Raw genomic sequence first — 26181 nt, 5'->3', positions numbered from 1 at the left:
GGCAAAAATACACGTTTCGGCGTATTATAGAAAAAATCCTTCGTCAGGGGATTGTGATTCTTTTGAGAACTCCGCCGGTCGTTTTCCCTTTCAGGACTTTGGCAATGCCCAGATCATATTCTCCGGGTTTCAGGGTAGCAAAAGGAATTTCCACACCAGAACCTGTATCGTATTGCCGGAAAGGGTTTCTCCCCGTGTATTTATGTGCGGTCATTTTGAAGAAATAAAATCTTTGACTGTTTCGCACAAAGGCATATTCGCCGTCGTATCGGTTCCAGGAGATTTCTCCTTCGGGATCATTGATCAAAAAAGAATTGTCAGAGGTAGTTATGCTGATGTTCTCACCGTCGGAAATGCTGGTAGTGATCGCAAATGCTTTTTTGGCGAGAACCGACGGCTCCAAAGGATATTTGTACACCCCGGAATCCACCATGTTCTTCATCAGCACATCTACGTACCTTGCCCCTTCCGAAAAAGGTACGTGTCCCAGGCCAAATGCCTCGTGCTCCTGGTTAAATGCATTGACCAAAAGATATTTTCTTCGTTCGGCAATACCTGGCAGGTAAGTAAAAATGGACATGACCCAGATGCCGATGCTCAATGTTATTGACAATAAAAATACCCTTTGCCTGATATTTTCTCTGACGGAAGATGTGATAAACACAGCATAGGCCACAATCAAAAACAGCGCGGGATACATCTTGTAGTTGCTGACAATCATTACAAAAAACCCAAAACGTGGACGCAAAAGGCCGATGACGAATGCATTAACCAGCAGAAATACTAAAATACCGAGTAAAAATTCATTCAGGCTTTTGGTCTCGTTTTGCTGCGGACTGTCGGTTTTAAGCCAGGCGGGGATAGTCCTGGGCCAGTTTAATGTACTTTTTAGCCAGGGAACAATCTGACGAAGAAGCCAGGTTGCAATCCAGATCATCACCGTGAATCCCATCAAAACAGGTAGTACCGAGCGGGCAAAGATGGATTTCTCCGGAAAGAGATCGAATAGTCCGCCCAAAAACGCAAAGAACCCCAGAACAGATAAATGCGGGTATTTTATAAAAAATGCCATGCTGGATTCATTTCCCTGCGCTGACAATCCGTAAAAATAAAACCCTACCGCTATCACACCGGCAAGAAGCCAGAGCAAAAGCTGCCTGTAACTTGTTCTTAGCACCAAAACAACGGCTCCTGCCACCCACACAAAAATTCCGTTGCTCATCGCATAAGTAGCGCATAGACCTGCAAAAACAGCCCAGCCGAAACGATTTCTCGACAACAGGAACATGGAAAGACATACGAAGAAAATAACGGGCTGATGCTGCAGGCTGCAAATTGCCCAAAGGAATACAAGATGGTACTGCAATTGAAAGAGCAGAAACGGCACCGGTAAAAAATACCACCATTTCACATTGTTTTTTTTGAATGCCAGCCAGAACAGAGTCAGCGTTCCCAACGTAAAGCAGGCGCCGGCAATATGCAGAAAAGTAAAATTAAGCGTCCCAGTAAGTTTGAAATACAGAAGGGTAACGAGTTTACCGATGACCATTCTGTGCTCGTTATTGGGCTTAAACAGGAGCTTCAGATTGTCGAAAAAAGAATCATTGGCGATCCAATGACGCAGAAAATCCGGAAAAGGGTCGAAATCGTCATACCAAGGCACATTAACCGAATAGTACAGGATAACAAACATCCAGACCAAAACGGGCAGCACCATTGCAGAACCAACTAGGATCTTTTTATTGCTGGTCACCATCCGGATTTTTCAAATAAATGGTTTTCTTTCCAAAATACCCGGCCAGACATTTATTCCACCAGTGACCCTCATCGGCTTTGATATCGTCGTCGTAAAATATAGATAACGGCTTGGAACGGATCGGGTCGAGATAAACAACGTCCTCTTTGGTATTTCTGATGGTCGCGTACCGTTCCCACATTTCCTTATCGAATGCTGCGGCTTTCCCTTTCAGAAGGTCGGTGTAAACCAGGCGGACATTCATGCTTTTAAAAAATGATAACCCTATCGACAAGATTAATACTGCATACAAAACTCCGTACCTCGCGACTGAAAAAGGGAACTGACCGTTTTTGCTTGTTCGGAAATGGTGAAATATCACTCCGATCACATAAAACCAGCCGATCAGGAAAAAGAAATAAACGCAGTTGATCACGCGCGCCGTGGGCTCTATACCCACACCATAATAGGAAGGAAACAACTGGGCCGCAAGAACGCCTATGAACAATAATATTGCATACCATACCGGAATTGAAAAATAATTTCTCGCACCTGCCGACAACCGTGAAAGTACGATCAGCCAGGCAAGGGAAAAGAAAATAAGCGGTGTCCGAAAAACCCAGTCGTAACTCAACGTACCAAGCTTATCAAAAGATGACAGAACTGAAAACGGAATATTGCCCCCGAGCGGATTACCCCCGATACGCGCCTGATTCCCCGGTGAGCTGAAATAGAAATAACAGGAAGCTGCCGAAACGAGCAGCATGGCGACCATGAACGCGTCGACCTTCCGATGAAAAAGCAAACGATAGGCCCACCACGCCCCTATCAGCAGGACCATGATCAGGAGATTGGTTTCACTGCTTCCGATCACGGCGAATACCAGAAATCCTGACAGAAAACCCAATAAAATCTTGGCTGGCTGTGTATCCTGCCGGTACCATCGTAATACCAGGACGATCCATAATAATGTAAAAATGTTGGGAATCGTATAAGTCACGAAAGCAGCCATCCAGTAAAATGCCTCGGCAATGCTGCTCATTTTTAATATGTAAAGAAAAAAAACAACCCCGGCAAAACCGAAATGAGCCATTTTGGACAATGTCGGTGTCAGATGCCGGAAGAGGCTGTACAATGCGAACACCAACCCGGAGAGTAATACTGCCGGCAATATTTTAAAGCCGTTTACCCAGTGAAATAACAGCGGATTGGAGTGATTCAGGAAAATCCCGAAATAACGGCCCGTCCATCCTGAATAATAATAGTTCATGGCTTCGAGCCACCCGAATTTAAAAACAGTGTCAATGTAACAATAGTCGTCTGCAGGTGAAGGGTGATTGTAATACGACAGCGCAAGTAAAGGAAGGAGCACTGTGAACATCAACAAAATGTTGACCCAGTTGCCAAAAATGCGGTATTTTCTATAAAATCTATTCATTGACAATTTTTTCAATAATGTAGCGGGGGCGTCCTTTTACTTCTTCATATATCTTACCGATGTATTCACCTATCAGGCCAAGTGCCATCATATTGGAACCACTGAAAAATGTGAGCGGAAGCATTGTGGAAGTCCAGCCCGGAACTGTATACCCCACCAGGTAGGAAAAAAGGATATAAACCACGATGGCCATCGCGACCAGAAAATTAAAAAGGCCAAAATAAAGTACCAGGCGCATTGGAAAGGTAGAAAAGGAAGTGATCCCGTTCCAGGCGAAAAGAAGCATTTTGCTTAACGGATATTTCGTTTCCCCCGCCTCGCGTTCCAGTCTGTTATAAACCACCTTATCATTCCGGAAACCGACCAGCGGGACAATGCCCCGGAGAAACAGGTTAATTTCCTTGAAATTGCCGAGTTCTTTGAGCACCCGGCGGTCCATTAACCTGAAATCCGCGTGGTTGAAAATTACCGGCACGCCCATTTTTTGCATGAGAATATAAAATCCTTCTGCTGAAAAACGCTTGAACCAGCTGTCGGAGCTCCTGTCGCCCCGGACTCCGTACACTACCATCGCTCCTTGGCCATGTTTTTCGATCATGCCAGTGATCGCATTGATATCATCCTGCAAATCGGCATCAATGGTAATAAAGCAATCAAAATCATCGATATTGTGTTCCAGGCCGGCCATAATAGCACTCTGATGCCCGAAATTCCTCGACAGGCTCACACCGATAATGTCGGCATCACGTTCACACAATTCCTCAATGATATCCCAGGTCTTGTCCCTGCTCCCATCATTAACGAGACAAATCCGGCTGTTTTGCGCAATCAGTCCCTGCTCCTTAATGCTGTTATAGTAACTGTTTAGTTTAGAATAGGTCAGGTACAAGATGGACTCCTCATTGTAGCAAGGTATTACTAAAAGTAAACGGGTTGGATTCATATAAGATCCTTTTGATTGAATCGACAAAAATAGCAGTAATATATTAACATGCGCCTTTTCTGTCAGCGGGGCAATGTTTTATATAAAACCAACCCTATGCATGAAAAAACGATGTTCGGTAGCCATACCGCAAAAAGTGTATTGATGGTACCGGCTTCCGCCACGCCTTTGGACAGTAGAAAAAACAGGATGTAGATAAACGCCAGCATAAAACCCAGTGCGATCTGCCAGCCCACGCCTCGCCTGCTCTTTCGGGCCGATACAATCACACCTATGGCCGTAAGGATCAGAATTGCAAAGGGTTGCGTAAACCGGATATATTTTTCGATCAGATAAACTTCCAGACCGTCGGCGCCCCGGCTTTTCAGCAGATCAATGTAAGCGTTCAGTTCCGGCAGCGTGAATGTCTCAAAAAGATTATAATCACTTTCAAAATCCTTGGGGGAAAGATTAATGGTGGTATCTATCTCCATACCGCTGCTCAGTTTTTCACCGAGGCTGTCGAGTGTACGGACCTGATAATTCTGTAAAGTCCATTTTCCTTTCTTGGGCTGCCAGACAATTTTGTCAGCATAAAATTTCTGGATCAGCTGATTTCCCTTGATCGTTTCAAGCGTGAATTTGTTTCCTGTCTGTGTTGCAGTATTGTAACTTTCAAGATAAGCGTATACATCCGGTGCTATCGTAATGTGCACATTGTGCCCGCTGAAATAGAATTCCTGCTTCACGTAAGTTTTTTCGAAGCTGTTACGGATTTTATTTGCCTTCGGTAAAATCCAGCCGACCTGTACAAAAGTGAGGATCCCCAGCACAACCGCCCCCGCCATATATGGCAAAAGCATTCTACCAAAACTAATTCCACTGCTCAGCATGGCAACAATTTCGGTGCGGGCCGCGATGCGTGAAGTAAAAAAAACAGTCGCGATGAAAACCATCAGCGGACTGATATAGTTGATCCAGTAAGGAATCAGATTAAGATAATAATCAATGATGATTTCATTGAGCGGCGCTTTTTTATCCAGAAAGTCATCGACTTTCTCTGTATAGTCGATCATACAGATGATCAGCACGATCACGAAAGCAACAAACACATACGTTATCAGAAAATTCTTGATCAGATAACGGTCCAATATTTTAAATCTCATGGCTGGGGCGTCTCACCGAAATTGTACCAGTAAATTTTTAGATACCTCGAGACTGATAAACAACGTCTGTTCGCCATTTATTTGTACGGAAGCAGATTTATCATATTCATTTATTTCCTTCACTTCAATTACACAGCCCAGTGTAATACCCGACCTGTTCAGATGCTGTAAAAAAGAAGGCGCGTGATCCAGAACACCCATCATCAAAACCTTTTCACCAGGCTTGATGTCCGTCAGCACATGATAGTCCGGGTCTGTGAGATTGCCCTTGGCGTCGGGAATAGGATCTCCGTGCGGGTCAAAACGCGGATGCCCCAGAAACATGTCCAGCTTTTCAACCAGGATTTCCGAGGGAATATGTTCAAGTTCTTCTGCGATATCATGCACTTCGTCCCAGCCAAAACCTAGCTTTTCTACAAGAAAAACTTCCCAGAGCCTGTGTTTTCGGATCACTTTGATGGCTACTTTTTCGCCTAGCTCCGTGAGCCTCACTCCCTGATATTTTTTATAATGGATCAAGCCTTTCTCTGCTAGTTTCCGCAGCATGTCTGTTACCGACGCTGCACGGGTAGCAGTACTCTCCGCCAGGGCGTTTGTGCTCACTTCCAGGCCGTCCCTTCCGGAAAGCGCGTGGATAATTTTTAGGTAATTTTCTTCTGTGAAGGAATTTTGCATCTCAGGTATACACCGATTTCTATCTTACTATTTGGTAAAAGTACAATTTACAAACCATAATAAAAAAAATTTAGACTACCCTAAAAATGAAACCAACATTTTCCTTATCTTTGATTTCAGCACTAGTGAATTGTTTATTTCGAAGGCTCGTAAAATGATCGACCACATAAAATTGAAAGAATCTCTGCAGAAAAAAGGAATGGATGACTCCAATCAGCTGGCTTCACTCTCAGAGGTCCATTCTACTATTGAAGTCCCGGAAGGAGCTGGCTTTTGGAAAAAACTGATGGCTTTCACCGGGCCAGGGCTGATGGTCGCCGTGGGCTACATTGATCCGGGCAACTGGGCAACTGATATCGAAGGTGGTTCCCGGTTTGGATATGCATTATTGTCGGTAATCCTGATTTCAAATCTTTTTGCGATGCTTTTGCAACACCTGTCGCTCAAACTCGGGATTGCTTCCGGACGGGACCTTGCGCAGGCCTGCCGCGATTATTATTCCAGGCCGGTGTCCTTTGTGCTTTGGGTGCTTTCAGAAATTGCAATTGCTGCAACCGACCTGGCAGAAGTGATCGGGTCTGCGATTGCGCTCAACCTTTTGTTCGGTATCCCTTTGCCGGTAGGCGTCTTGTTTACCGCTTTTGATGTTCTGATTGTGCTATATTTTCAGCAAAAAGGTTTCCGGATCATCGAAAGCATCGTGGCTGGTCTGATGAGCATCATACTGCTAAGCTTTTTGTATGAAATGATTGTTTCAGAACCTTCCCTGGCAGGAATTACGAATGGATTGTTGCCTAAAAAAGATATCATCACCAATCCCGGCATGCTCTATATTGCTATCGGAATCCTCGGTGCGACGGTTATGCCGCACAATTTGTACCTGCATTCCAGCATTGTTCAGACCCGTGCTTTTAAAAGAGATGAGGAAGGCAAAAAAACGGCTATTCGTTTTGCTACGATTGACTCCACGGTATCACTGGCACTCGCATTTTTTATCAATGCATCGATCCTCATTCTGGCTGCTTCTGCTTTTCATGCCAACGGGCATTTTGAAATTGCCGACATTACCGATGCTTATCATTTACTGGACCCTGTGCTCGGCGTGAGCATGGCAGGCATATTCTTTGCCCTGGCACTACTGGCGTCAGGCCAGAGTTCGACCCTGACGGGCACGCTGGCGGGACAGATTGTGATGGAAGGTTTCCTGAACATCCGCCTGAAACCTTGGCTGCGACGGCTGATTACCCGCGGCATCGCAATTATTCCTGCTTTGATCGTATCCTCACTATACGGAGAAAAAGGTACTGCTGAGCTGCTTGTTTTCAGTCAGGTAATTTTATCCTTACAACTGAGTTTTGCAGTTGTGCCGCTCGTATTTTTTACATCTCAAAGTAAAATCATGGGCAGCTTTGCGAACTCTAAACTCCTTACTGCATTAAGCTGGATAATTACACTGATTATCATCGCCTTGAACGGCTACCTCCTTTTCAATACTTTCAGCGGATAAAAACCGGTGCGTAAATTAAATTTGCGGCTTCAGATATCTTCTTTGACTTTGGTTTCCTAACTTTCAACGATTTTTTCAAAAAAGGTTAATGGAATCCAAACATCATACCGACAAGGTTAGCGCCGCAGGAGTACTCGTTGCATTTGGCATTATTTATGGCGATATAGGAACCTCTCCGCTATATGTAATGCAGGCCATTATTCTCGGTGAGAAGATAACGGAGCAAATTATTTACGGGGCTATCTCCTGCATTTTCTGGACTTTGACCCTCCAGACCACCATCAAATATGTAATCCTTATTTTACGTGCCGATAACAGAGGCGAAGGAGGGATATTCGCACTTTACGCGCTGGTTAGGAAGCACGCCAAATGGCTGACCATTCCGGCGGTGATCGGAGGTAGTACGCTTTTAGCCGACGGTATCATAACCCCGCCCATTTCAGTTTCCTCTGCTGTGGAGGGTTTACAGCTTTTGTATCCCAACATCCAGACTATCCCCATTGTTATCGGGATTCTCACATTGATATTTGTCATCCAGGCTTTTGGTACCAAAGTAGTCGGCCGTGCATTCGGTCCGATTATGGTCACCTGGTTTGTCATGCTGGGCGTGCTCGGTCTTTTTCAGATTATTGAGCATCCTGAAATCCTCAAAGCGTTTAATCCTGCCTATGGTTTTGACCTTATTGCCAAGCACCCTGGTGGTTTCTGGATACTTGGAGCTGTGTTTTTGTGTACGACCGGAGCCGAGGCATTGTACTCCGACCTGGGACATTGCGGACGCGAGAATATCAGGATCAGCTGGATATTTGTCAAAATATGTCTGTTGCTCAACTATTTCGGGCAAGGTGCATGGCTTATTTCCGAAATGGGAAATCTGCTGAATTCCCGCAAGCCTTTTTATGAAATCATGCCTGAATGGTGGCTGTTACCAGGCGTTGCCATCGCTACATTGGCCGCCATTATAGCAAGCCAGGCCGTTATCACAGGTTCATTTACACTCATTTCCGAAGCTATACGGCTGAATTTCTGGCCAAAAGTCCGCCTGGTTTACCCTAGTGATCAAAAAGGACAATTGTATGTACCGAGTATCAACTGGCTTTTATGGCTGGGCTGCTCGGGAGTAGTGCTCTATTTTGAAAAATCATCTAATATGGAGGCTGCTTACGGTCTGGCGATCACACTCACAATGATCATGACCACCATTTTGTTCTCTTACTATTTGTATATCAAAAGGGTCAATCTCTGGATCGTGATTGCTTTCATGCTTTTGTACCTGTGTATCGAAGGTATGTTCCTCGGCGCCAACCTGCTTAAATTTACGCACGGCGGCTGGTTTACAATCATGATCGGCGCACTGGTCGCTGGCTTGATGACCGTTTGGCTGAAAGCATTCTATATCAAACTGCGTCTGACTGAATATACCAAGCTTGAAAAATATCTTCCAGCGCTGCACGAGCTCAGCCGGGATATCAGCATCCCGAAATACACTACACACCTTGTGTTTATGACCAATGCCTCCCGGGCAACGGAAATTGAAACCAAGGTTATTTATTCGATTTTTCAGAAAAGGCCGAAGCGTGCGGATGTGTACTGGTTTATCCACGTGGATACTACCGATGATCCGTACACTATGGAATACAAGGTCCTTTCCGACGATGATAACAATGATAATGTCATCAAAATTAATTTCAGGCTGGGGTTCAGGGTTGACCAGCGGATCAATATGTTCTTCAGGAAAGTAGTGGAAGATATGGTGATGAACAAAGAAGTGGACATTACCAGCCGGTATGAATCCCTGAACCGCCAGAACATTACCGGGGATTTTCGTTTCGTTGTACTCGAACGCTTTCTTTCTTTTGAAAACGACCTGCCTTTCGTTGAACAGCTCGTCATGAAAACTTACTTCTTTGTCAAAGACTTTACGACGCCGGAAGACAAGTGGTTTGGACTGGACAGCAGTTCCGTAAAAATTGAAAAAGTACCGCTGATTATCCGTCCGGTAGAAAACATTAAACTGAGACGGGTTTATAATTAGTGAAAATAAGAATCAAAATCATAGGGTTTTTCTCATTCCGACAAAAATGTCAATTTAGTATAGATCGATCTACATTAAATTAGGTATATCAAAAGTGACATTGTAGACAAAGTATTGCTTCGCGATCTGCCCAGCTTGTACGGAATTCAGGATGTTCAGGAATTAAATGCTTTTTTTCCGACGCTGGTATATTTCTGCGGGACAGAAGTATCACTGGATGCCTTATCTAAAAACAGCGGAATTGATAAGAACCTTTTGAAAAAATACCTCGAATATCTGGAAGCGGCTTTTCTTATACGCCTTGTCCACCGGATCGACGACAATCCCAAACGATTCCAGAGAGCAAATTTTTATAAGGTATTCCTCACAAATCCGTCGCTCCGAAGCGCACTTTTTCGCCATTGCAGGCAACGGACGATGCCATCGGTACTATGGTAGAAACCGCCATTTTCTCCCAATGGATGCACCGCGACTGGTTTACTCCCTGGTATGCAAGATGGTCGTCCGGTAAATTCAACGGAGAGGTGGACATGGTAAGCCTCGATGAAAAATCCCAGAAGCCCAACTGGACCATTGAGGTCAAATGGAGTAATCGTTATTTTGCAAGAGCCGAGGAATCAAAAAGCCTTTTCCAGTTCTGTGAAAAGAACAACCTGAAATCCGCATTGGTAACAACAATAGACAAAGAAGGTACAGTTGAGCTGAATGGCATTAAATTGAGTTTCGTCCCTTGGGCCATCTATGCCTATGTTGTAAGTGTGAATATTTGGATCAGAAAAGAAAAATGTAATCCTATTTCAAATAAACACCTTCTTCCTCCGGCAGACTGAGGATCACCTCCACATGTTCCGTGAGGGTGGTACTGAGCGAATATCCTACGTAATCAGCATGAACCGGAAAAAGGTGGTGGCTGCGATCAACAATAACAGCAACTTGCACCTTTTTCATCCTGACTTTCAAAAACGGCTCCAAAGCAAAAGCCAGCGTCCTTCCGGTATTAAGTACGTCATCGGTGATCACTATCACCTGGTCTTCGACAACTATGTCTTTATCAAACAAGATCGGGCTCTGGTGGTGAATATGTTTGTCAAAACGGAGTTCGATGAACTGAACGTCAAGGGGAGAAATGTCACTGAGTTCGGCAGCAAGCCTTTTGGCAAAAGCATACCCTTCGCCAGCAATACCTGCGATGATGATACCTTTTTCCTCAAAATTCTGCTCATATATTTCAAAAGCAATCCGCCGGATTTTCTGACCCGTCTGGTGGGAACTGAGTATCTGCCTCCGGGAAATAGTGCTGCTGCTGGTCATTTTAAGTCTGATTGGTACTAAACTAAGCCTTCGTAAAATTAAGAATACATCGCGCTACTTCATAACGTAACGAAGTTCTTTATCCATTCTGCCACGATGATTTCATGTGTGGGGAGTTCAAGACTGGCTATTCCAAGATCTACTTTTGCATTCCCTATCCGCTCCACCCGTAATTCCATCAAAGCCTGATCATATGCTTTTGGAAATTCGGGATGGGCCTGAATTCCCAGCATATTGTCGCCAACCTGAAACATGGCAAAGGGACAATCAGAAGTCTCAGCGAGCAGTACTGCGCCCTCGGGAAGCTCCACGACCTGATCCTGGCACATCATCAGAAGATCGAACGAAGACCGGGCCGGCATCATCCAGTTCTGAAATTTTATTGTTTCAAAATGATGCACACCCACACACCAGCCAACCTCCGATTTCCGGACCTTTCCACCCAATGCTTCGCCCAGCATCTGATGCCCGAAACACACTCCGACATATGCTTTGCCGGAGTGCTGGATTTCACGGACAAATTCTTTCAACCTGGCAATCCATGGCTCATCGTCGTAAACAGAACTTTTGGATCCCGTGCAAATGTAAACATCGCATGCATTTGCGGACCCGGGAAAAATATTATTGCAAACGTCGTAGAATTCAAACTCCCAATCAGGCGCCACTTTTGAAAATAAGGACGGGAACATCTGATTATAGTCCCCTCCAATTTGCAGCAATTCCTCCCGAACATGATCGCATTCCAGTAGTCCGACTTTCATTTCAATCCGATGTATTAGGCGTTAATTTTCAAATGGAATGATTTCGGCCTGGTCAACGCTTCATAACCGACCGTCGAAAGTGTACATCCGCGACCGGAATTTTTCACGCCCGTCCAGGCAAGTGCAGGGTCCAGATAATCGCAACGGTTCATAAACCACGTCCCTGTTTCCACTTGTTCACCAATTTGTAAAGCAGTATCAAGATCGGTTGTCCAGATTGAAGCAGTAAGGCCATACTGGCTATCATTCATCAATCGGATCGCCTCTTCATCACTGTCCACAGGCATAATACCGACTACCGGGGCAAAAGTTTCCTCCGTCATCACCTGCATGGAATGATCCACATTCACCAATACCTGAGGCGCGAGATAGGGAGTGCCAGATTTATGTTCAGGAAAAAGGGCCGGATCAATCAATGCTTTGGCGCCGGCTTGAACAGCTTCATCAATTTGCTTCTGGGCAAAATCCGCCGCCGACGTCCTGACCATCGGTCCCAGCGTAGTAGCCTGTTCCAGCGGGTTACCCAGCGTATACGTTTTTGTCAGTTCGGCAAAATCATTTATAAACTGGTCGTAAACATCTTTATGAACATAAATCCGCTCGATTCCACAGCAGGATTGTCCTGAATTAAAGAAGGACCCGTCCACCAGGTTTTCAACGGCATCAGCCAAATTGGCATCGGCACGTACGTAAGCTGGATCTTTCCCGCCCAGTTCCAGGCCACCGATAATAAACCGCTCATTGATTGCATTCTGTACGGCATGTCCGCCTTCAACCGAACCGGTAAATGCCACATAATCGATCCTGCTGTCACCGATCACGCCAGCCACCTGTTCATGGCTGAGATGCAGGTACTGGAAAACGCCCTCTGGTAAACCGGCATATTCAAATGCAGCTGCATAACGCTCGGCACACAACGGTGTCTGCTGCGCGTGTTTCAAAATCACTGCATTGCCAGCCATAATAGCCGGGATAACCGAATTGACCGATGTCAGATAGGGATAATTCCAGGGAGCCACTACAAATACTACTCCCAAAGGATCGCGGCGTATAAACCGCCTGAAGCCTGAAATTTCGGCAACTTCCACATCCGCCAGCGCTTGTTCTGCCACAGATATCATATAGTTGGCCCGCTCCTGAAACCCTTTTCTGATCTCATTCGCAGTATATCTCACGGGCCGGCCCATTTGCCAGGTAAGTTCCAGACCAATTTCATCCGCGTTGTTCAGAAAATATTCAACGGCTTTCCGGCAAATTGCTTCCCGTTCTGCCAACGAAGTTTTGCGCCACTCTCTCTGCGCCAGCACAGCTTTACTCAAAGCTGATTCCACCGCGGCAGAATCGGCAAGCTCGCGTTCCACATAGACCGAGCCGTCAATAGGGCTGATTGTTTTTTGTATTGACATATTATTAGATGGAGGAAGGAGGAAAGGGAGGATGGAGGAAGTACCATATTCCCTAATCCCTGATTCGCTCTTTTTTTAATTTAATAAATTTATCGGTTCCTCGATTTTCTCCTCGCCCCTTTCTTCCCTCCTCCCATTTCTCCCGTTTAGAGCGGCGTCACATAAGCAGAAGTAATTCCGCCATCGACGAGGAAATCGGTTCCCGTAACAAATGATGATTCATCTGATGCCAGGAAAAGTGCGGCGTAAGCCATTTCTTTTGCCTCTCCAAACCGCCCCATCGGAATGTGCACTAACCGGCGCTGCTTTTTCTCTTCTGTATTTAAAAACTTCATTAACAGCTCAGTACGCAACGGACCGGGACATAAAGCATTGACACGGATGTTTTCCCGGGCGTGGATAACTGCCAGTTCACGTGTCAGTGCAAGAACAGCACCTTTACTCGCAGTGTATGCCACCTGCGGAGTTGCCGCACCAAGAATTGCTACAAAGGATGCCGTATTGATAATAGAGCCGCCACCTGCTCTTTGCAAAGCCGGAATACCATATTTGCAACCCAGAAAAACGCCTTTGGCATTGATATTCATCGTCAGGTCCCAGATAGACTCCTCCGTCGTCATGGCGTTATCATCGTCGCTATGCATAATACCCGCATTATTGAAAATGATATTCAGTTTCCCGAATTTCTCTTCTGCAAATGCAACTGCCGCTTCACAGTCAGCCGCTTTCGAGACATCGGAATGAAGGAAAAAGGCTTCTCCCCCATTGCTTTTAATTTCATCAGCCGTTTCCTGACCGGCTGCATCGTTTACGTCGGTAACAACAATTCTGGCTCCTTCTTTGGCAAATAACAAGGCGGTTTCCCGTCCGATTCCACCACTTCCACCTGTAATGAGGGCTACTTTATTTTCTAAGCGCATTGGGATATGTTTTAGTTAATAATGGGTGGCCACGCTGTGGCCGGTTTTTCTTTCTTTACGAGTGAGATAACATTATTTGCTATATCTGCTCGAAATATCTTTTTCTTTCCCAGTCCGTCACATAGGTATCATACGCCCTTTGTTCGGTTTTGAAAAAATGCGTGTAATGTTCAACTACTTCTTTTCCAAACACTTCCTTCGCAAACTTACTATGCTCAAACATGGCTGTCGCCTCGGCCAGCGTGTAGGGGACGCGGGGTAAATGCGCCGCAGCATAAATATCCCCCACAAAACATTCCGGCGGCTCAATTTTATTCCGTATTCCATCCAAACCTGATGCAAGAGATGCCGCAAACGCGAGATAAGGATTACAGTCTGCCCCTGGTATACGGCATTCGATGCGCAGGCTTTGTCCGCTTCCTACAACTCTGAAACCCGCAGTACGGTTGTCGTAGCTCCACGCCAGACGTGTAGGCGCCCATGAACCATCCACAAATCTTTTATATGAATTGATCGTCGGCGCATAAAACGGCATCACGTCCGGTACGTGTTTGATCCACCCGCCCAGAAACCACCGGAACAAATCCGAACCTTTTACCGGGCCGAATGAAGTATCTCCGGAAAATGCATTTTTACCATCTTTCCATAAACTCATGTGAATGTGACTGCTCGAACCTGCCTGATCAGAAACAAATTTCGCCATAAACGTAACCGACAGCCCCATCGCATCCGCAACTTCCTTCATACATTGCTTATAAACAATGTGATTGTCCGCCATCGGCAACACTTCCGAATACTTGACATTCAGCTCATGCTGCCCCAATCCCCACTCTCCTTTTGAAGTTTCAACCTGTATGCCTGAATTTTTGAGGTGCCGCCGCACGGCGGATGTATACTTTTCATTTCGTGTGCCCTGCATGATATGGTAATCTTCCAGGTAATAACCCGCAGGTGTCAGATTATGATAATTTTGTTCAAAAGCTTGCTTGTAACTGTTTTCCAGAAGATAATATTCCAGCTCGGACGCTGCGAAACATTGCATATCATCCTTTCCAAGTTCGTCAAGCTGTTTTTTCAGGATTGACCTCGGCGCAATGGATTCTAATGCATGTGATTTTTCATTATGAAGATCGCAGATGATCAAAGCTGTTTTGTCGAGCCAGTCGGCGATTCTAAGCGTTGCCAGATCCGGGACCAGATGAAAATCCCCGTAACCAAGTTCCCAGTTTGCATATTCATAGCCAGGGACCGGTTCCATCGCCATGTCCGTAGTGAGGAGGTAGTTACATCCGTGGGTACCCGATTTAATGACCGTTTCCAGAAAATAATCCGCATCTACCCGCTTCCCCATCAACCTTCCGTAATGGTCTGTGAAAGCCACAACAATGGTTTCAATTAAACCGTCTTCTACTTTACTTTCAAGTTCTTGTTGTGTCAGAAATCCTTTTTTACTCATCAGAAGGGCTTGGTTTTACGGGTCTATGTTTAGCGTAACTTGTCTATTTTGGCATGCATCGGAAATTTCAGGACCACTTTCTTTCCCGAAGCTTTTTCCAGCACAGGTGTCAGGATTTTTCTTGCATTTTCCCGCGTTTGATCCAGAATGCCCATATCCAATGCTGACTTCTGGATTTGTTTTTCAGCTTGTTTATAGGCTTCCTGCACCAGCCTTGCTTCCTCCATGAAAGCATATTCGGTATTGTAAACCTTTGACTTTTCGTGGTCTATTTTAAATACACATAATTCAGGATCGGGCATGTTCACCACCAGAGTCGTATCATTGGAACTAATGTCGGCAATCGCGATTTTGGTCAGATCCACGCAGCCGATCGCTTCTCCCTGAACAATCAGCACAGCCTTGGCATTAGGAAGCCACATTTTTACAATTTCCTGCTCCACCACATCTTTGAAATTGTATTTCACAAGTTCAAGCTTGCCCATTGCACTAATCTCCTGTAAAACCACCGTATGTACAGCTTCCGTTTTATCCTCGCCGCCGATCCAGTCGGGAAACCAGTTTCCCGAACGAAAATTAGTCCACAAAGACTGGATTCCCATCAGCAAAAGAACCAATACTGCCAAACGCACCACAAGGGATATCAACCGCATACGTTAATTTTTAACTATAATTCTATCCTCCTCTGGCTGCAAGGGTTCCTGCGCCAGTCGTTGGGCGAGGATACTGGCTGCAATCAGCTGCAGGGCATGATAGATCATGATGGGTAACAGCATAACACCTGCCTGCGGCCCCGGAAACAGCACTTTCGCCATCACGGCACCCTGTACCAGCGACTTTTTGGAGCCACAAAATACGGTAGTAATCTTATCTTCCCGGCTAAAATCTAATAAATCACTGATGAAGATCAGCAAAAAATAAATGCCGAAAAACAAAGCCAGCATTCCTATCCCTAAAAATACAATATCTTTTAATCCGAGCGCACTGAACAGGTTTTCGCCGAAGGATTCACAAAAGGATGTATACACAATCAGCAAGATAGAAGACTGATCAAAATAGCGGATATACTTTTTATTTGTCTCAGCAAAATGACCCCAACGCTTATTCAGCATGATGCCTGCCGACACCGGTAATAGTACTTGCAATGACAACTTTCCGACTACGGACAAAAGGTCAAAATGTTCAGCTCCGGACTCCATAACCAGCCCCAACCAGAGCGGTGTAATAAAAACGCCGAGCAAACTTGAAATACTTGCATTGAATATGGCCGCCGGAATATTACCTCTGGCAATGGAAACCATTACTACCGAGGACGATACAGTAGACGGAAGGGCTGTTAAAAAGAAGATAGCAAGCCAAAGCGTCTCCCCTTCTTCCGATTTAAAGAATGGACGAAAAGCCAGGGCAATCAGTGGGAAAAGGACGAAAGTAGACAAATGCACCATGGTATGAAGTTTCCAGTTCACAAGCCCGGCACGCAGCTTCTCCGGGCTGAGGCGCAATCCATAGAAAAAGAAGATCAACGAAACTGCATAAGTGGAGATCTCCGACAACGGAACAGGGCTTTCTTTCATACCAGGAAAGGGCCACAACCAAGCCAGGAGAATCATACTCAGCAATGCGAGCATGAATCCGTCTAACCCTGATTTCCTTGCTATCTCAACGACTTTATTCATACAAAAAAATAATTGCTACGTAAATTAACAGAACGAAGGTAAATCCATTCTGTTTCCGGGAATATAGATATTCAATAACAAAACACCGCAAACTAAGTCCTTACAAGGACTATATTTTTGATTCCCTGTTTTCATTACATTTGGAAATAACAAGTCTGCGCCCACGAAGTTTTCGATTTGAATTTGCCAGCTGAATATTTAAAAATCATTTTAATGATCTTTGAAGACTTTTACAAATCGACGCTGCTTTGGCTTGAAGAAAAGCTAAAATCGGGAAACTGGCTGCTTACGCTCACCTTCTGGTGCGTGGCTGTTTCCATTTTTCTGGCTTTCCCGCCTTATACCCTGCTACATGAGTACATTTATCAACATTCCGGTGTTCTCGATGCCTGGACATTTGTACACAATCAGGCCGATAATCTGTTACATCCCAAAGAGATCGGCTATGGCGTTTTTTCGCGCAGAAACGCCGTTATTTACAGGTGGACGCTGCCCTTTCTATCCTTTATTACAGGGCATAATATCATTTTGATCATCTTTCTTCAGGCTTTGCTGGGTATAGGAAACATTTATCTGATTGCAAGGTACGTATATGCACAGTCGAACGATAAGGTGACCGCTTGCCTTTTTGCTCTGGCCTTTTCAAATATATTTATCGGCTCCTGGGCATTTGTGGATATTCATGGCTACGGAGACACATTCGCCTATTCTTTCCTGCTGATCGCTGTCCTTGCACGCAGCCGGGCTTTAGCTTCCGTTTTTCTGATGATGGCATTCTTTACCGATGAGCGGGCAGTGGTCGCGGGCGGATATGTCCTGCTTTGGTGGATGCTGCGCAAAGCCTATGAAACAGGCGATTTTCGTTTCAAAACACTGATCAAAAATGCATTTCTGGGTAAAAGCCAGATTATATGGATGTCCTGGATTTTGTATTTTGCCCTCCGTTATTATATTGGAAAAAGTTACTTTCCCAACCACAGATACACCTACGACTGGGCGCCGATCATGTTGAAAGACTTGAATCGTTACGGACTTGGAAGCAGCCTGTGGACGGTTTTTGAAGGAATGTGGCTTATAATTGGCGCTGGGGTACTCGCACTCTGTTTAACCCGAAAGTACGCACTGCTCTTTGTCCTGGCCGCAGGATTTACAGTATTGATATCCACTGCCGTTTACGTGCAGGACGTTGACCGGGCTTTGTCATACGGATTCCCCTTTCTTTTAATGGGGCTGTTTATTTTATCAAAGGAGGCTTCACTCCCTGTGATGCGGGGGATCCTGTTTGTTGCGGCATTTATATGTGTGTTCCACCCGCTTTTATTCACGATGGGATTTAACAGGATTATCTGGGTAGAACCATTTCCTGTACGGTTACTCATGGCCGCCGACCGGGTTTTTGATCTGAATCTGTTTAACTGAACAATCAGTTGGTGCTATTACTCATCAGATCCGGCTTCATGGCTCTTAATTTTCTTACGTTTTTTTTGCTTCCTTTTTTTCGCCTGCCCCACCAAATCATAAACCCGGTAACTGGCAGCGTAGCACAGACCAGACTGGCAAGAAAAGCAAGAATTTTTCCCGGCAAGCCGAGAATCGCCCCCGTATGGATATCATAGTTCATACGGCGCAGCAGCTGGCCCAAATTAGCCTCGCTGTATTTCCCGGTATAAGGTCCGTCAACAGTTATTTTTTTCAGTGAATATTGATCAAAATAGTTGTAATCGACTTTATAATAAGTCCCGTCCCGAAAATTAACATAAGAGTAAATCGACTCCGCTTTCTGTGTGGCAAATGAGATATTGATACCCTCATTTTCAGGATATTCCTTTTTCAAAGCATACCATGCCCGGTCCGTAGCTTCTGCCGGCGATGAAACAACCGAAGTAGAAATCGTATCTGAAGGCGGAATCTTAAATTCGTCGGATCCTTTTCCACCCGTCACTGTATACAATCCCTGAGAAAACCATTGAAAACCCCAAACCAAGCCCGTAACCGCAAAAATAACCCCGATGGACATCATGTAAAATCCGAAGACATTGTGCACATCATAGTTCTTGCGCCTCCACGCCGCATCCCATTTAACCGAAAACCTTTGCTTTCTGGCTGCTTTATTCCTGGGCCACCATAAAACCAGCCCGCTGATCATCATCACGAGGAAAACCAATGTAAAGGAAGCTACGACAAACTGTCCAATGGTTTCGGGTAACCACAGGTAATAATGCCCGTGAAGTATAAAATGGAAAAAGTCTTCGTCTTCGTCCCATACCTTGGCCACTTTTCCGGTGTAAGGGTTGAGATAAACTACATTGTAATATTCCGGATCAATATTGTAAAAGCCTACTTCCGCATTCCTGCCGGGCACATTGTACAAAACCCCGTTTGCCTTTTTTCCCGGCAGCGCCTTCTCTGCAAAAGCCTTTAGAGCTGACGGAGGCAATATGCTTGTTGCGGGTCGAGCGTCTGAATACCTGTATGGTTGTATGATGCTCTTTATTTCCTGCTCAAAAGCCAGTATACACCCGGTTATAGCTACCACAAACACGACGACACCCGAGGTAAGTCCCAGAATCAGATGCACTTTTCCGGCCAGCTTTTTAAAAGTCATTGAAATCTATATTTAGACTTGTTACAGCTACTAATTTAAGGCATCTATTCTTTTTGATAATAATTTCATCTCAAAAAACAGGAAAATTGCTTCTGGAAACCGGGCTGAAAGGACAAAAAAAGAACCTGCCGACGTTTCAGCAGGTTCTTTCTCTAAAAATCAAACTTAAAAATACCTTCTACCTCACTTCCGGCCGGCATACTGAGAATAGGTTTGATGATCCCGTCATGCATCCCAAAAACCCAGCCGTGCAAATGCACAGGTTGCTTCTTATGCCATGCCTGCTGAATAATGTTTGTTTTCGCCAGATTGCGGACCTGCTCCACTACATTCAGCTCTACAAGCCTGTCGAATCGCGCTTTTTCTTCCTCTATCGCATTAAGTTCTCCGGCATGTTTATCATAAACATCCTTAATATTCCTGAGCCAGTTGTTGATCAGACCAAGGTCATCGTGCGTCATAGATGCCTTTACACCTCCGCACTGATAATGCCCGACGACCAGAATGTGTTTCACCTTCAATACCTCCACTGCATACTGAAGGACACTCAGCATGTTCATATCTGTATGTACAACCAGATTGGCGACATTTCTGTGGACAAACATTTCACCCGGGCTGCATCCCGTCAGATCTTCGGCAGGCACACGGCTGTCAGAACAGCCAATCCAGAGGAAATCAGGTTTCTGGTCTTTGGACAGATTCTCGAAGTATTTTTCGTCCAGGTCGAGCTGCTTTGCCGCCCAGGTCTTGTTGGCAAGTAATAGTCTATGGTATAATTCCATGTGAGTTTGGTGTTGAGATACTCGATTTTATCAAGGCCGTTGACGCTGCAATAATACAATGTATCACATAATCCTTAAAATCATCTCATTCCTTTAGCCGAAAAAATCTGTAATTTTGCACTCTTAAAATCCCTGATAGGGCCAAGAAATAAATCGCTTTTACATTACAACGCTGGTAGCCAACTGCTAACAGCCGACAGCTAACATGAAATACAACGAATATAAAAATCTGAGTTATCCGCAAATCGGAAACGAGGTACTACAATTCTGGAAAGATAAAAAGATATTTGAAGCGTCCGTAGAAACCCGCGAAGGAGCGCCCTCATTTACATTTTACGAAGGCCCGCCGTCTGCAAACGGAACCCCGGGAATACACCACGTGATGGCGCGGTCTATCAAAGATATTTTTTGCCGTTACAAAACGTTGCAGGGCTTTCAGGTAAAACGAAAAGGCGGCTGGGATACGCACGGACTTCCCGTGGAACTGCAGGTTGAGAAGGAATTAGGCATTACCAAAGAGGATATCGGTAAAACGATCTCGGTTGAAGAATACAATGAAAGGTGCCGCCAGACTGTGATGAAATTTACGGATCAGTGGAACGACCTGACCGAAAAAATGGGCTATTGGGTCGATCTGGACGATCCGTATATTACCTACAAAAGTGAATACATAGAAAGCCTCTGGAATCTGCTTAAAAAGCTGTATGACAAAGGTTTATTGTACAAAGGATATACCATTCAGCCCTATTCTCCCGCCGCAGGAACCGGACTTTCATCCCACGAGCTGAACATGCCCGGCACATATAAAGATGTGAAGGACACCACAATCGTGGCGATGTTCAAGGTGAAGACGGCTGGCAGCTATGCGGTTTTTGAAGGTATGGAAGATACGGATATCCGTATACTCGCCTGGACAACCACTCCCTGGACACTCCCTGCCAACTCTGCGCTGACTGTTGGCGCGAACATCAATTATGTTCTTATAAAAACCTTCAATCCCTATACGTATGAGCCGGTTCATGTGGTTCTGGCTAAGGACCTGATCGGTAAATACTTCTCAGATAAAGGTCTTGATGGTGATTTTGAAGGGTTTGCTGCCAGCGACAAAAAGTTACTTCCCTGGTCTGTTATCAAGGAATTCAAAGGAAAAGACTTGGAAGGCGTTCAGTACGAGCAGCTTCTTCCCTATGTCCAGCCTTTGTCTGATCAGCCTGCATTCCGGGTTATTCTCGGCGATTTTGTAACTACCGAAGATGGTACCGGCGTGGTGCATACCTCTCCTACATTTGGCGCGGACGACTTCCGGGTGGCACAAGCCAATGGAATTCCTTCTATCATGGTCCGGGACGAAACAGGCAAGGAAGTTCCGATCGTGGACAGACAGGGACGCTTTGTAAAGGAGATCACCGATTACGCAGGACGTTATGTGAAGCCTGAGTATTATTCTGATGAAGAACAAAACAATCCTGAATTCCGGCCAACCGACGTTCTGATCGCAATAAAACTGAAAGAAGAAGGAAAGGCTTTTAAAGTTGAAAAATACGAGCACCCATACCCGCATTGCTGGCGCACAGATAAGCCGGTACTTTATTATCCGCTGGACAGCTGGTTTATCAAAACAACTGCGGCAAAAGACAGGCTCGTTGAGCTGAACAAAACGATCAACTGGAAACCTGAAAGTACCGGAACCGGGCGTTTCGGCAACTGGCTGGAGAATCTGGTTGATTGGAATTTGTCACGTTCAAGATACTGGGGAACACCGCTGCCGATCTGGAGAAGCGAACATGGCGAAGAGATCTGCATAGGATCCATCGAACAGCTTATAGATGAGCTTGAAAATGCATTGATGTCGGGAAACCTGACCCGGGAGCAGGCTGCCAAGAACTCAGATTATCTGTTAAAGTTAGAAAACGGCGATTTTGATTTGCACCGTCCTTATGTGGACAATGTTGTGCTGGTTTCCAAAAAGGGCCATGTGATGCACCGCGAGCCAGACCTCATCGACGTTTGGTTTGATTCCGGTGCAATGCCTTATGCGCAATGGCATTACCCTTTTGAAAACCAGGAAATCTTCAACAAAAGCTATCCGGCCGATTTTATTTCGGAAGGTGTTGACCAGACACGTGGCTGGTTTTTCACCCTTCATGCCATCGCTGGAATGCTGTTCGATTCTGTTGCATTTAAAAATGTAGTTTCTACCGGTTTGGTTTTGGATAAAAACGGCAACAAAATGTCCAAACGCCTCGGAAATGCAATCGACCCGTTCACGACGCTCGCGCACTATGGGCCTGACGCAACCCGCTGGTACATGATCACCAACGCCGAGCCCTGGGATAACCTGAAATTCAATATTGAAGGAATTGGAGAGGTACAACGGAAATTTTTCGGTACGCTCGTGAATACCTATAATTTCTTCGCTTTGTATGCCAATCTGGACAACTACGAATTCCATGAGGCGAATTCTGTTCCGGTTGAAAAACGCACGGAGCTGGATCGCTGGATTTTGTCAAAACTGAATACGCTGATCAGGGAAGTTGGCGAGCAGTTTGACGATTACAATCCTACAAAAGCGGGTCGCCTGGTGCAGGATTTTGTTACGGATCAGCTTTCAAACTGGTATATCCGCCTCAATCGCCGCAGGTTCTGGAACCCATCACAGGAACAAGGTACCGGACTTACCGAGGACAAACAGGCGGCTTATGAAACTTTGCAGCACTGTCTTGCAACAGTAGCCCAGCTTATGTCGCCTATCGCGCCATTCTTCGGCGAATGGTTATATAAAAACCTGACAGACATTGACCGTGAGGCTTCTGTCAAAAACAATACAGCGTTTAAATACGAGTCCGTCCATTTGACCTATTGGCCGAAAATTGAAAGTGAATTGGTAGATACAGACCTGGAAGAATCGATGGATTTGGCGCAGAAAATAAGCTCGCTGGTACACTCTATCCGGAAAGGCCATAAGATCAAAGTACGTCAGCCGTTGTCCAAAATCCTGATCCCGGTTTTAAGCGATAAAACAAAACTTCAGATTGAAAAGGTTACTTCTATTATTTTGAATGAGGTAAATGTCAAAACTGTCGAGTTTGTGCATGATGACAGCGGGATCCTGAAAAAGAAAATCAAGCCGAACTTTAAGACCCTGGGGCCGAAATTCGGGCCTAAAATGAAGGATGTTGCGGCCGCTATTTCGGCGATGACCGAATTGGAGATTAAAGAAATCGAGCAAAAAGGCTCCATTGTATTGAATCCTGCTGCTATTGAAATTTCTATTTCCGACGTGGAAATCATCGCTGAGGACGTTCCGGGCTGGCTCGTAGCTAGCGAAGGAGGCCTTACAGTGGCATTGGATATCAGCATTACAGAAGATCTTCGCCTGGAAGGCATAGCACGTGATTTTGTGAACCGTGTTCAAAACCTGCGCAAAGACAGCGGCTTTGATGTTACGGATAAAATCAGGATTACTTTACAAAACAATGACAGCCTGCTCGCCAATGCTGTGACAGCCAATAAAGATTACATCTGCCAGGAAGTACAGGCCCTCGACCTCAACCTGGTAGGCGACCTGAACGGAGAAGCAACTGAAATTGAAATGGATGAGTTTCTGTTAAAAGTAAAGATCGAGGTGGTTTCGTAATGAATTACGAGGCATATCCGTTCATTCTCAATGAAACGAACACACACTATAAATTTCAGAGCACTGGCAAACGCGGCATTTTTGAAAAGGCTGTTGCATTTTCGCCTTTAACTGACCAAATATATAATCTTGCGCTACTGGATCTGGATCCCGTAACGCAAGATTACGTTGACGATACTGTCACTGACAATGGTGATTTACCCCAGGTGTTGGCAACAGTGATGGCAGTAATTCTTGAGTATTTAAAAGAACATCCGAGCCGCTATATTGTTCTGACGGGCAATACCAAGTCAAGGACACGGCTTTACCAGATTGCTATCGGCAAAGTCGTAGTTGAGATGAAGGATTTCTTGAATATATGGGGATATCGAAATCATGAGTGGATTCGTTTTGAAGCAAACAGATCTTTTGAAAGTTTTTTGATTGGTCAAAAATCCTTAGATTCGTTTAGATAACAATTATCAATATGAAGGTTCTGGAAAAAAAATCGCTTATTTCTCCAAAAATAACAATAGATAACTCGCTGCCTGATTTATCTCAGCACCCGGTCGTATTGGAAAAAGCAGAAAAAGCGCGAAAGTTTTTGGAAGAGCATCCTATCCCGGAGCACATCCTGCGAAAAGTGAAATAGATGCAGTTAAAAAACGCAACAGTACTGATAACGGGCGGAGCTTCTGGTTTAGGAGAGGCTACCGCCCGTTTGTTTGTAAAACAAGGTGCCAAAATCGCCATTCTTGATCTGAACGGGGCTGCGGGGAAAAACCTCGAAAATGAATTTCCCGGCAATATCAAATTCATCAAAACCGATGTTTCCAGCGAGGTCGCAGTCCAGGCGGCCATTGATCTAATTCTGGAGTTATTTCAAAAAATTGATATTGCAATTAATTGCGCAGGTATTGCTCCTGCCCGTAAGACCGTTGGAAAAGTAGACGGGATTTACGGTCCACATTCCCTAGAAGTTTTTGAAAAAACAATCAAAGTCAATCTGATAGGTACATTCAATGTAATCCGGCTGGCAGCCTTTGCAATGGAGAAAAACATGCCGAACGAAGAAGGTGAGCGTGGTCTGATCATCAATACTGCTTCAGTAGCCGCCTATGACGGACAAATGGGTCAGGTTGCTTATGCTGCCAGCAAAGGGGGCATTGTAAGCATGACGCTTCCTGTCGCCCGCGACCTCGCAAAGTCGGGTATCAGGGTCATGACCATCGCGCCCGGGCTGTTTGAAACCCCTCTGATGTTGGGCCTGCCAGAAGAAGCACGTTTGTCACTGGGCCAGCAGGTACCCTTTCCATCACGGCTCGGGCGACCTTCGGAATATGCTTTGCTGGCGAAAGCGATTGTTGAAAATCCGATGCTGAATGGCGAAGTGATTCGCCTGGACGGTGCCATTCGAATGGCCCCAAGATAGCAACCTGCCATTTATCAGGATATTATGCTATATTTAGATGCGATGAAAATATCCAGGAACATATCAGAAAAAAAGTCGGTGATTAATTGCCTGCTGCTTGCTATACTTTCCGCAGGTATATTTCTTCTTCATGAGACAGGCGCTGGCCGGCCTGCGATCCAAAAGGAAACAATCCCTATTGCCGCAGGCTTTCCGGGTAAACTTCGCAATATCCCTGGCATTTATGAGGTTTCCACGGCTGCCAGTAACCATGTTTGGGCGTTTAAAAACAACAGCTTTCAATTTTTGATTTTAGAAGCGATCAGCAAAAGGGTTGATAACATTACTTCCGTCAACCTGCGCGAGTCGCAGAAAGAGTTACATTTAACTCTTGACAATCTTATCCGGCATTTTCATTGCTGGCCTCTGATTTCCGAAGATCCACTCATTTCATTTTCCTGAATACTATCCGGTTTTAACTGACCCGATACATCTGCCAGTCTTTGATTACAGCAGATCAACATCATTATTCAGTTCCCTAGGGGTTTATTCCAATTCCCTGGAAGATGCTCCATTATTTAATTTATGGAAAATGAAAATCAATATTATATTGAAACACACCCGAAAATGGCTCCGTAGGCTGGCCATTTCATACATGCTAGGCTTCGCCAGCGCTATGGATCACGACACAAAATCAGTTGACGATACCTTTTTCAAAATCGAGCAAACGACGACTGATAAAAAAGGTTAACACGCAGA

General features: G+C 45.1%; 25 protein-coding genes. 11 read left to right on the top strand and 14 right to left on the bottom strand.

Annotation, left to right across the window (positions count from 1 at the left end; all coding sequences use genetic code 11):
* Positions 1 to 43: 43 nt before the first annotated feature.
* The 5 genes from FBF61_RS10700 to FBF61_RS10680 form a co-directional block, all read right to left on the bottom strand.
* Entirely contained in the window at positions 44 to 1756 is a 1713-nt protein-coding gene (locus FBF61_RS10700) for a glycosyltransferase family protein (protein WP_138477232.1), read from the bottom strand.
* Positions 1740 to 3173: a DUF6056 family protein gene (locus tag FBF61_RS10695; RefSeq protein WP_138477231.1), complete on the bottom strand. Its 1434-nt coding sequence runs from the start codon at positions 3171 to 3173 to the stop codon at positions 1740 to 1742. The genes FBF61_RS10700 and FBF61_RS10695 overlap by 17 nt, the downstream gene beginning before the upstream one ends.
* On the bottom strand, positions 3166 to 4116 hold the full coding sequence (locus FBF61_RS10690; protein WP_138477230.1) for a glycosyltransferase family 2 protein: 951 nt from the start codon (positions 4114 to 4116) through the stop codon (positions 3166 to 3168). Before FBF61_RS10690 ends, FBF61_RS10695 begins: the two co-directional genes overlap by 8 nt.
* 62 nt (positions 4117 to 4178) lie before the next feature.
* Complete coding sequence (locus FBF61_RS10685) at positions 4179 to 5261, bottom strand: LptF/LptG family permease (protein WP_138477229.1); 1083 nt, start codon at positions 5259 to 5261, stop codon at positions 4179 to 4181.
* 12 nt (positions 5262 to 5273) lie between these two features.
* Complete coding sequence (locus FBF61_RS10680) at positions 5274 to 5936, bottom strand: metal-dependent transcriptional regulator (protein WP_138477228.1); 663 nt, start codon at positions 5934 to 5936, stop codon at positions 5274 to 5276.
* A gap of 154 nt (positions 5937 to 6090) precedes the next feature.
* Between FBF61_RS10680 and FBF61_RS10675 the strand changes: the two genes are divergently transcribed.
* From FBF61_RS10675 to FBF61_RS10660, 4 genes are all read left to right on the top strand, one after another.
* Positions 6091 to 7443 (top strand): Nramp family divalent metal transporter, encoded by a 1353-nt coding sequence (locus FBF61_RS10675; protein WP_138477227.1) that lies wholly within the window; start codon positions 6091 to 6093, stop codon positions 7441 to 7443.
* 88 nt (positions 7444 to 7531) lie between these two features.
* Positions 7532 to 9478, top strand: a complete 1947-nt coding sequence (locus FBF61_RS10670) for a KUP/HAK/KT family potassium transporter (RefSeq protein ID WP_138477226.1) — start codon at positions 7532 to 7534, stop codon at positions 9476 to 9478.
* A 78-nt stretch (positions 9479 to 9556) separates the two neighbouring features.
* Positions 9557 to 9916, top strand: coding sequence for a DUF8612 domain-containing protein (locus FBF61_RS10665; protein WP_510185890.1), 360 nt, complete (start codon positions 9557 to 9559; stop codon positions 9914 to 9916).
* A complete protein-coding gene (locus FBF61_RS10660) occupies positions 9880 to 10308 on the top strand; it encodes an ATP-binding protein (protein ID WP_138477224.1) in 429 nt (142 codons plus the stop codon). The genes FBF61_RS10665 and FBF61_RS10660 overlap by 37 nt, the downstream gene beginning before the upstream one ends.
* Here FBF61_RS10660 and FBF61_RS10655 read toward each other — a convergent pair.
* From FBF61_RS10655 to FBF61_RS10625, 7 genes are all read right to left on the bottom strand, one after another.
* Positions 10271 to 10789: a phosphoribosyltransferase family protein gene (locus FBF61_RS10655; protein WP_138477223.1), complete on the bottom strand. Its 519-nt coding sequence runs from the start codon at positions 10787 to 10789 to the stop codon at positions 10271 to 10273. The two genes, FBF61_RS10660 and FBF61_RS10655, sit on opposite strands and share 38 nt — an antisense overlap.
* A 59-nt stretch (positions 10790 to 10848) precedes the next feature.
* Positions 10849 to 11550 carry a glutamine amidotransferase-related protein gene (locus FBF61_RS10650; RefSeq protein ID WP_138477222.1) on the bottom strand — a complete coding sequence of 234 codons (702 nt, stop codon included), beginning with the start codon at positions 11548 to 11550 and terminating at the stop codon, positions 10849 to 10851.
* A gap of 14 nt (positions 11551 to 11564) precedes the next feature.
* Positions 11565 to 12956 carry an aldehyde dehydrogenase family protein gene (locus FBF61_RS10645; protein ID WP_138477221.1) on the bottom strand — a complete coding sequence of 464 codons (1392 nt, stop codon included), beginning with the start codon at positions 12954 to 12956 and terminating at the stop codon, positions 11565 to 11567.
* A gap of 146 nt (positions 12957 to 13102) precedes the next feature.
* Complete coding sequence (locus tag FBF61_RS10640) at positions 13103 to 13876, bottom strand: glucose 1-dehydrogenase (protein ID WP_138477220.1); 774 nt, start codon at positions 13874 to 13876, stop codon at positions 13103 to 13105.
* A gap of 79 nt (positions 13877 to 13955) precedes the next feature.
* Positions 13956 to 15332, bottom strand: coding sequence for a glutamine synthetase family protein (locus tag FBF61_RS10635; RefSeq protein ID WP_138477219.1), 1377 nt, complete (start codon positions 15330 to 15332; stop codon positions 13956 to 13958).
* A gap of 29 nt (positions 15333 to 15361) precedes the next feature.
* On the bottom strand, positions 15362 to 15985 hold the full coding sequence (locus tag FBF61_RS10630; protein WP_138477218.1) for a DUF4230 domain-containing protein: 624 nt from the start codon (positions 15983 to 15985) through the stop codon (positions 15362 to 15364).
* 3 nt (positions 15986 to 15988) lie between these two features.
* Complete coding sequence (locus tag FBF61_RS10625) at positions 15989 to 17008, bottom strand: bile acid:sodium symporter family protein (RefSeq protein WP_138477217.1); 1020 nt, start codon at positions 17006 to 17008, stop codon at positions 15989 to 15991.
* A 213-nt stretch (positions 17009 to 17221) separates the two neighbouring features.
* On the opposite strand from FBF61_RS10625, the gene FBF61_RS10620 reads away from it, so the two are divergent.
* Positions 17222 to 18427: a hypothetical protein gene (locus tag FBF61_RS10620; protein ID WP_138477216.1), complete on the top strand. Its 1206-nt coding sequence runs from the start codon at positions 17222 to 17224 to the stop codon at positions 18425 to 18427.
* Between the two features lie 4 nt (positions 18428 to 18431).
* Here FBF61_RS10620 and FBF61_RS10615 read toward each other — a convergent pair whose 3' ends face one another.
* Both FBF61_RS10615 and can read right to left on the bottom strand, forming a co-directional pair.
* The gene (locus tag FBF61_RS10615) at positions 18432 to 19613 is read right to left on the bottom strand and encodes a PepSY-associated TM helix domain-containing protein (RefSeq protein ID WP_138477215.1); all 1182 of its coding nucleotides are present in this window, start codon (positions 19611 to 19613) and stop codon (positions 18432 to 18434) included.
* 152 nt (positions 19614 to 19765) lie between these two features.
* Complete coding sequence (gene can / locus FBF61_RS10610) at positions 19766 to 20395, bottom strand: carbonate dehydratase (RefSeq protein WP_138477214.1); 630 nt, start codon at positions 20393 to 20395, stop codon at positions 19766 to 19768.
* 205 nt (positions 20396 to 20600) lie between these two features.
* Between can and ileS the strand changes: the two genes are divergently transcribed.
* From ileS to FBF61_RS34585, 6 genes are all read left to right on the top strand, one after another.
* Positions 20601 to 24032 (top strand): isoleucine--tRNA ligase, encoded by a 3432-nt coding sequence (gene ileS, locus FBF61_RS10605; RefSeq protein WP_138477213.1) that lies wholly within the window; start codon positions 20601 to 20603, stop codon positions 24030 to 24032.
* Positions 24032 to 24487 (top strand): DUF6934 family protein, encoded by a 456-nt coding sequence (locus tag FBF61_RS10600; RefSeq protein ID WP_138477212.1) that lies wholly within the window; start codon positions 24032 to 24034, stop codon positions 24485 to 24487. Before ileS ends, FBF61_RS10600 begins: the two co-directional genes overlap by 1 nt.
* Before the next feature lie 11 nt (positions 24488 to 24498).
* Entirely contained in the window at positions 24499 to 24663 is a 165-nt protein-coding gene (locus tag FBF61_RS34590; RefSeq protein ID WP_166444501.1) for a hypothetical protein, read from the top strand.
* Entirely contained in the window at positions 24664 to 25443 is a 780-nt protein-coding gene (locus tag FBF61_RS10595; RefSeq protein WP_138477211.1) for a 3-hydroxyacyl-CoA dehydrogenase, read from the top strand.
* Positions 25444 to 25467: 24 nt separating this feature from the next.
* Complete coding sequence (locus FBF61_RS10590; protein WP_138477210.1) at positions 25468 to 25884, top strand: hypothetical protein; 417 nt, start codon at positions 25468 to 25470, stop codon at positions 25882 to 25884.
* 130 nt (positions 25885 to 26014) lie between these two features.
* Positions 26015 to 26173, top strand: coding sequence for a hypothetical protein (locus FBF61_RS34585; protein WP_166444500.1), 159 nt, complete (start codon positions 26015 to 26017; stop codon positions 26171 to 26173).
* The last annotated feature ends 8 nt before the right edge of the window (positions 26174 to 26181 follow it).

Source organism: Dyadobacter bucti (assembly GCF_005869225.1).
GTDB lineage: Bacteria > Bacteroidota > Bacteroidia > Cytophagales > Spirosomataceae > Dyadobacter > Dyadobacter bucti.
This window is presented reverse-complemented; position numbering and strand designations above follow the sequence as displayed.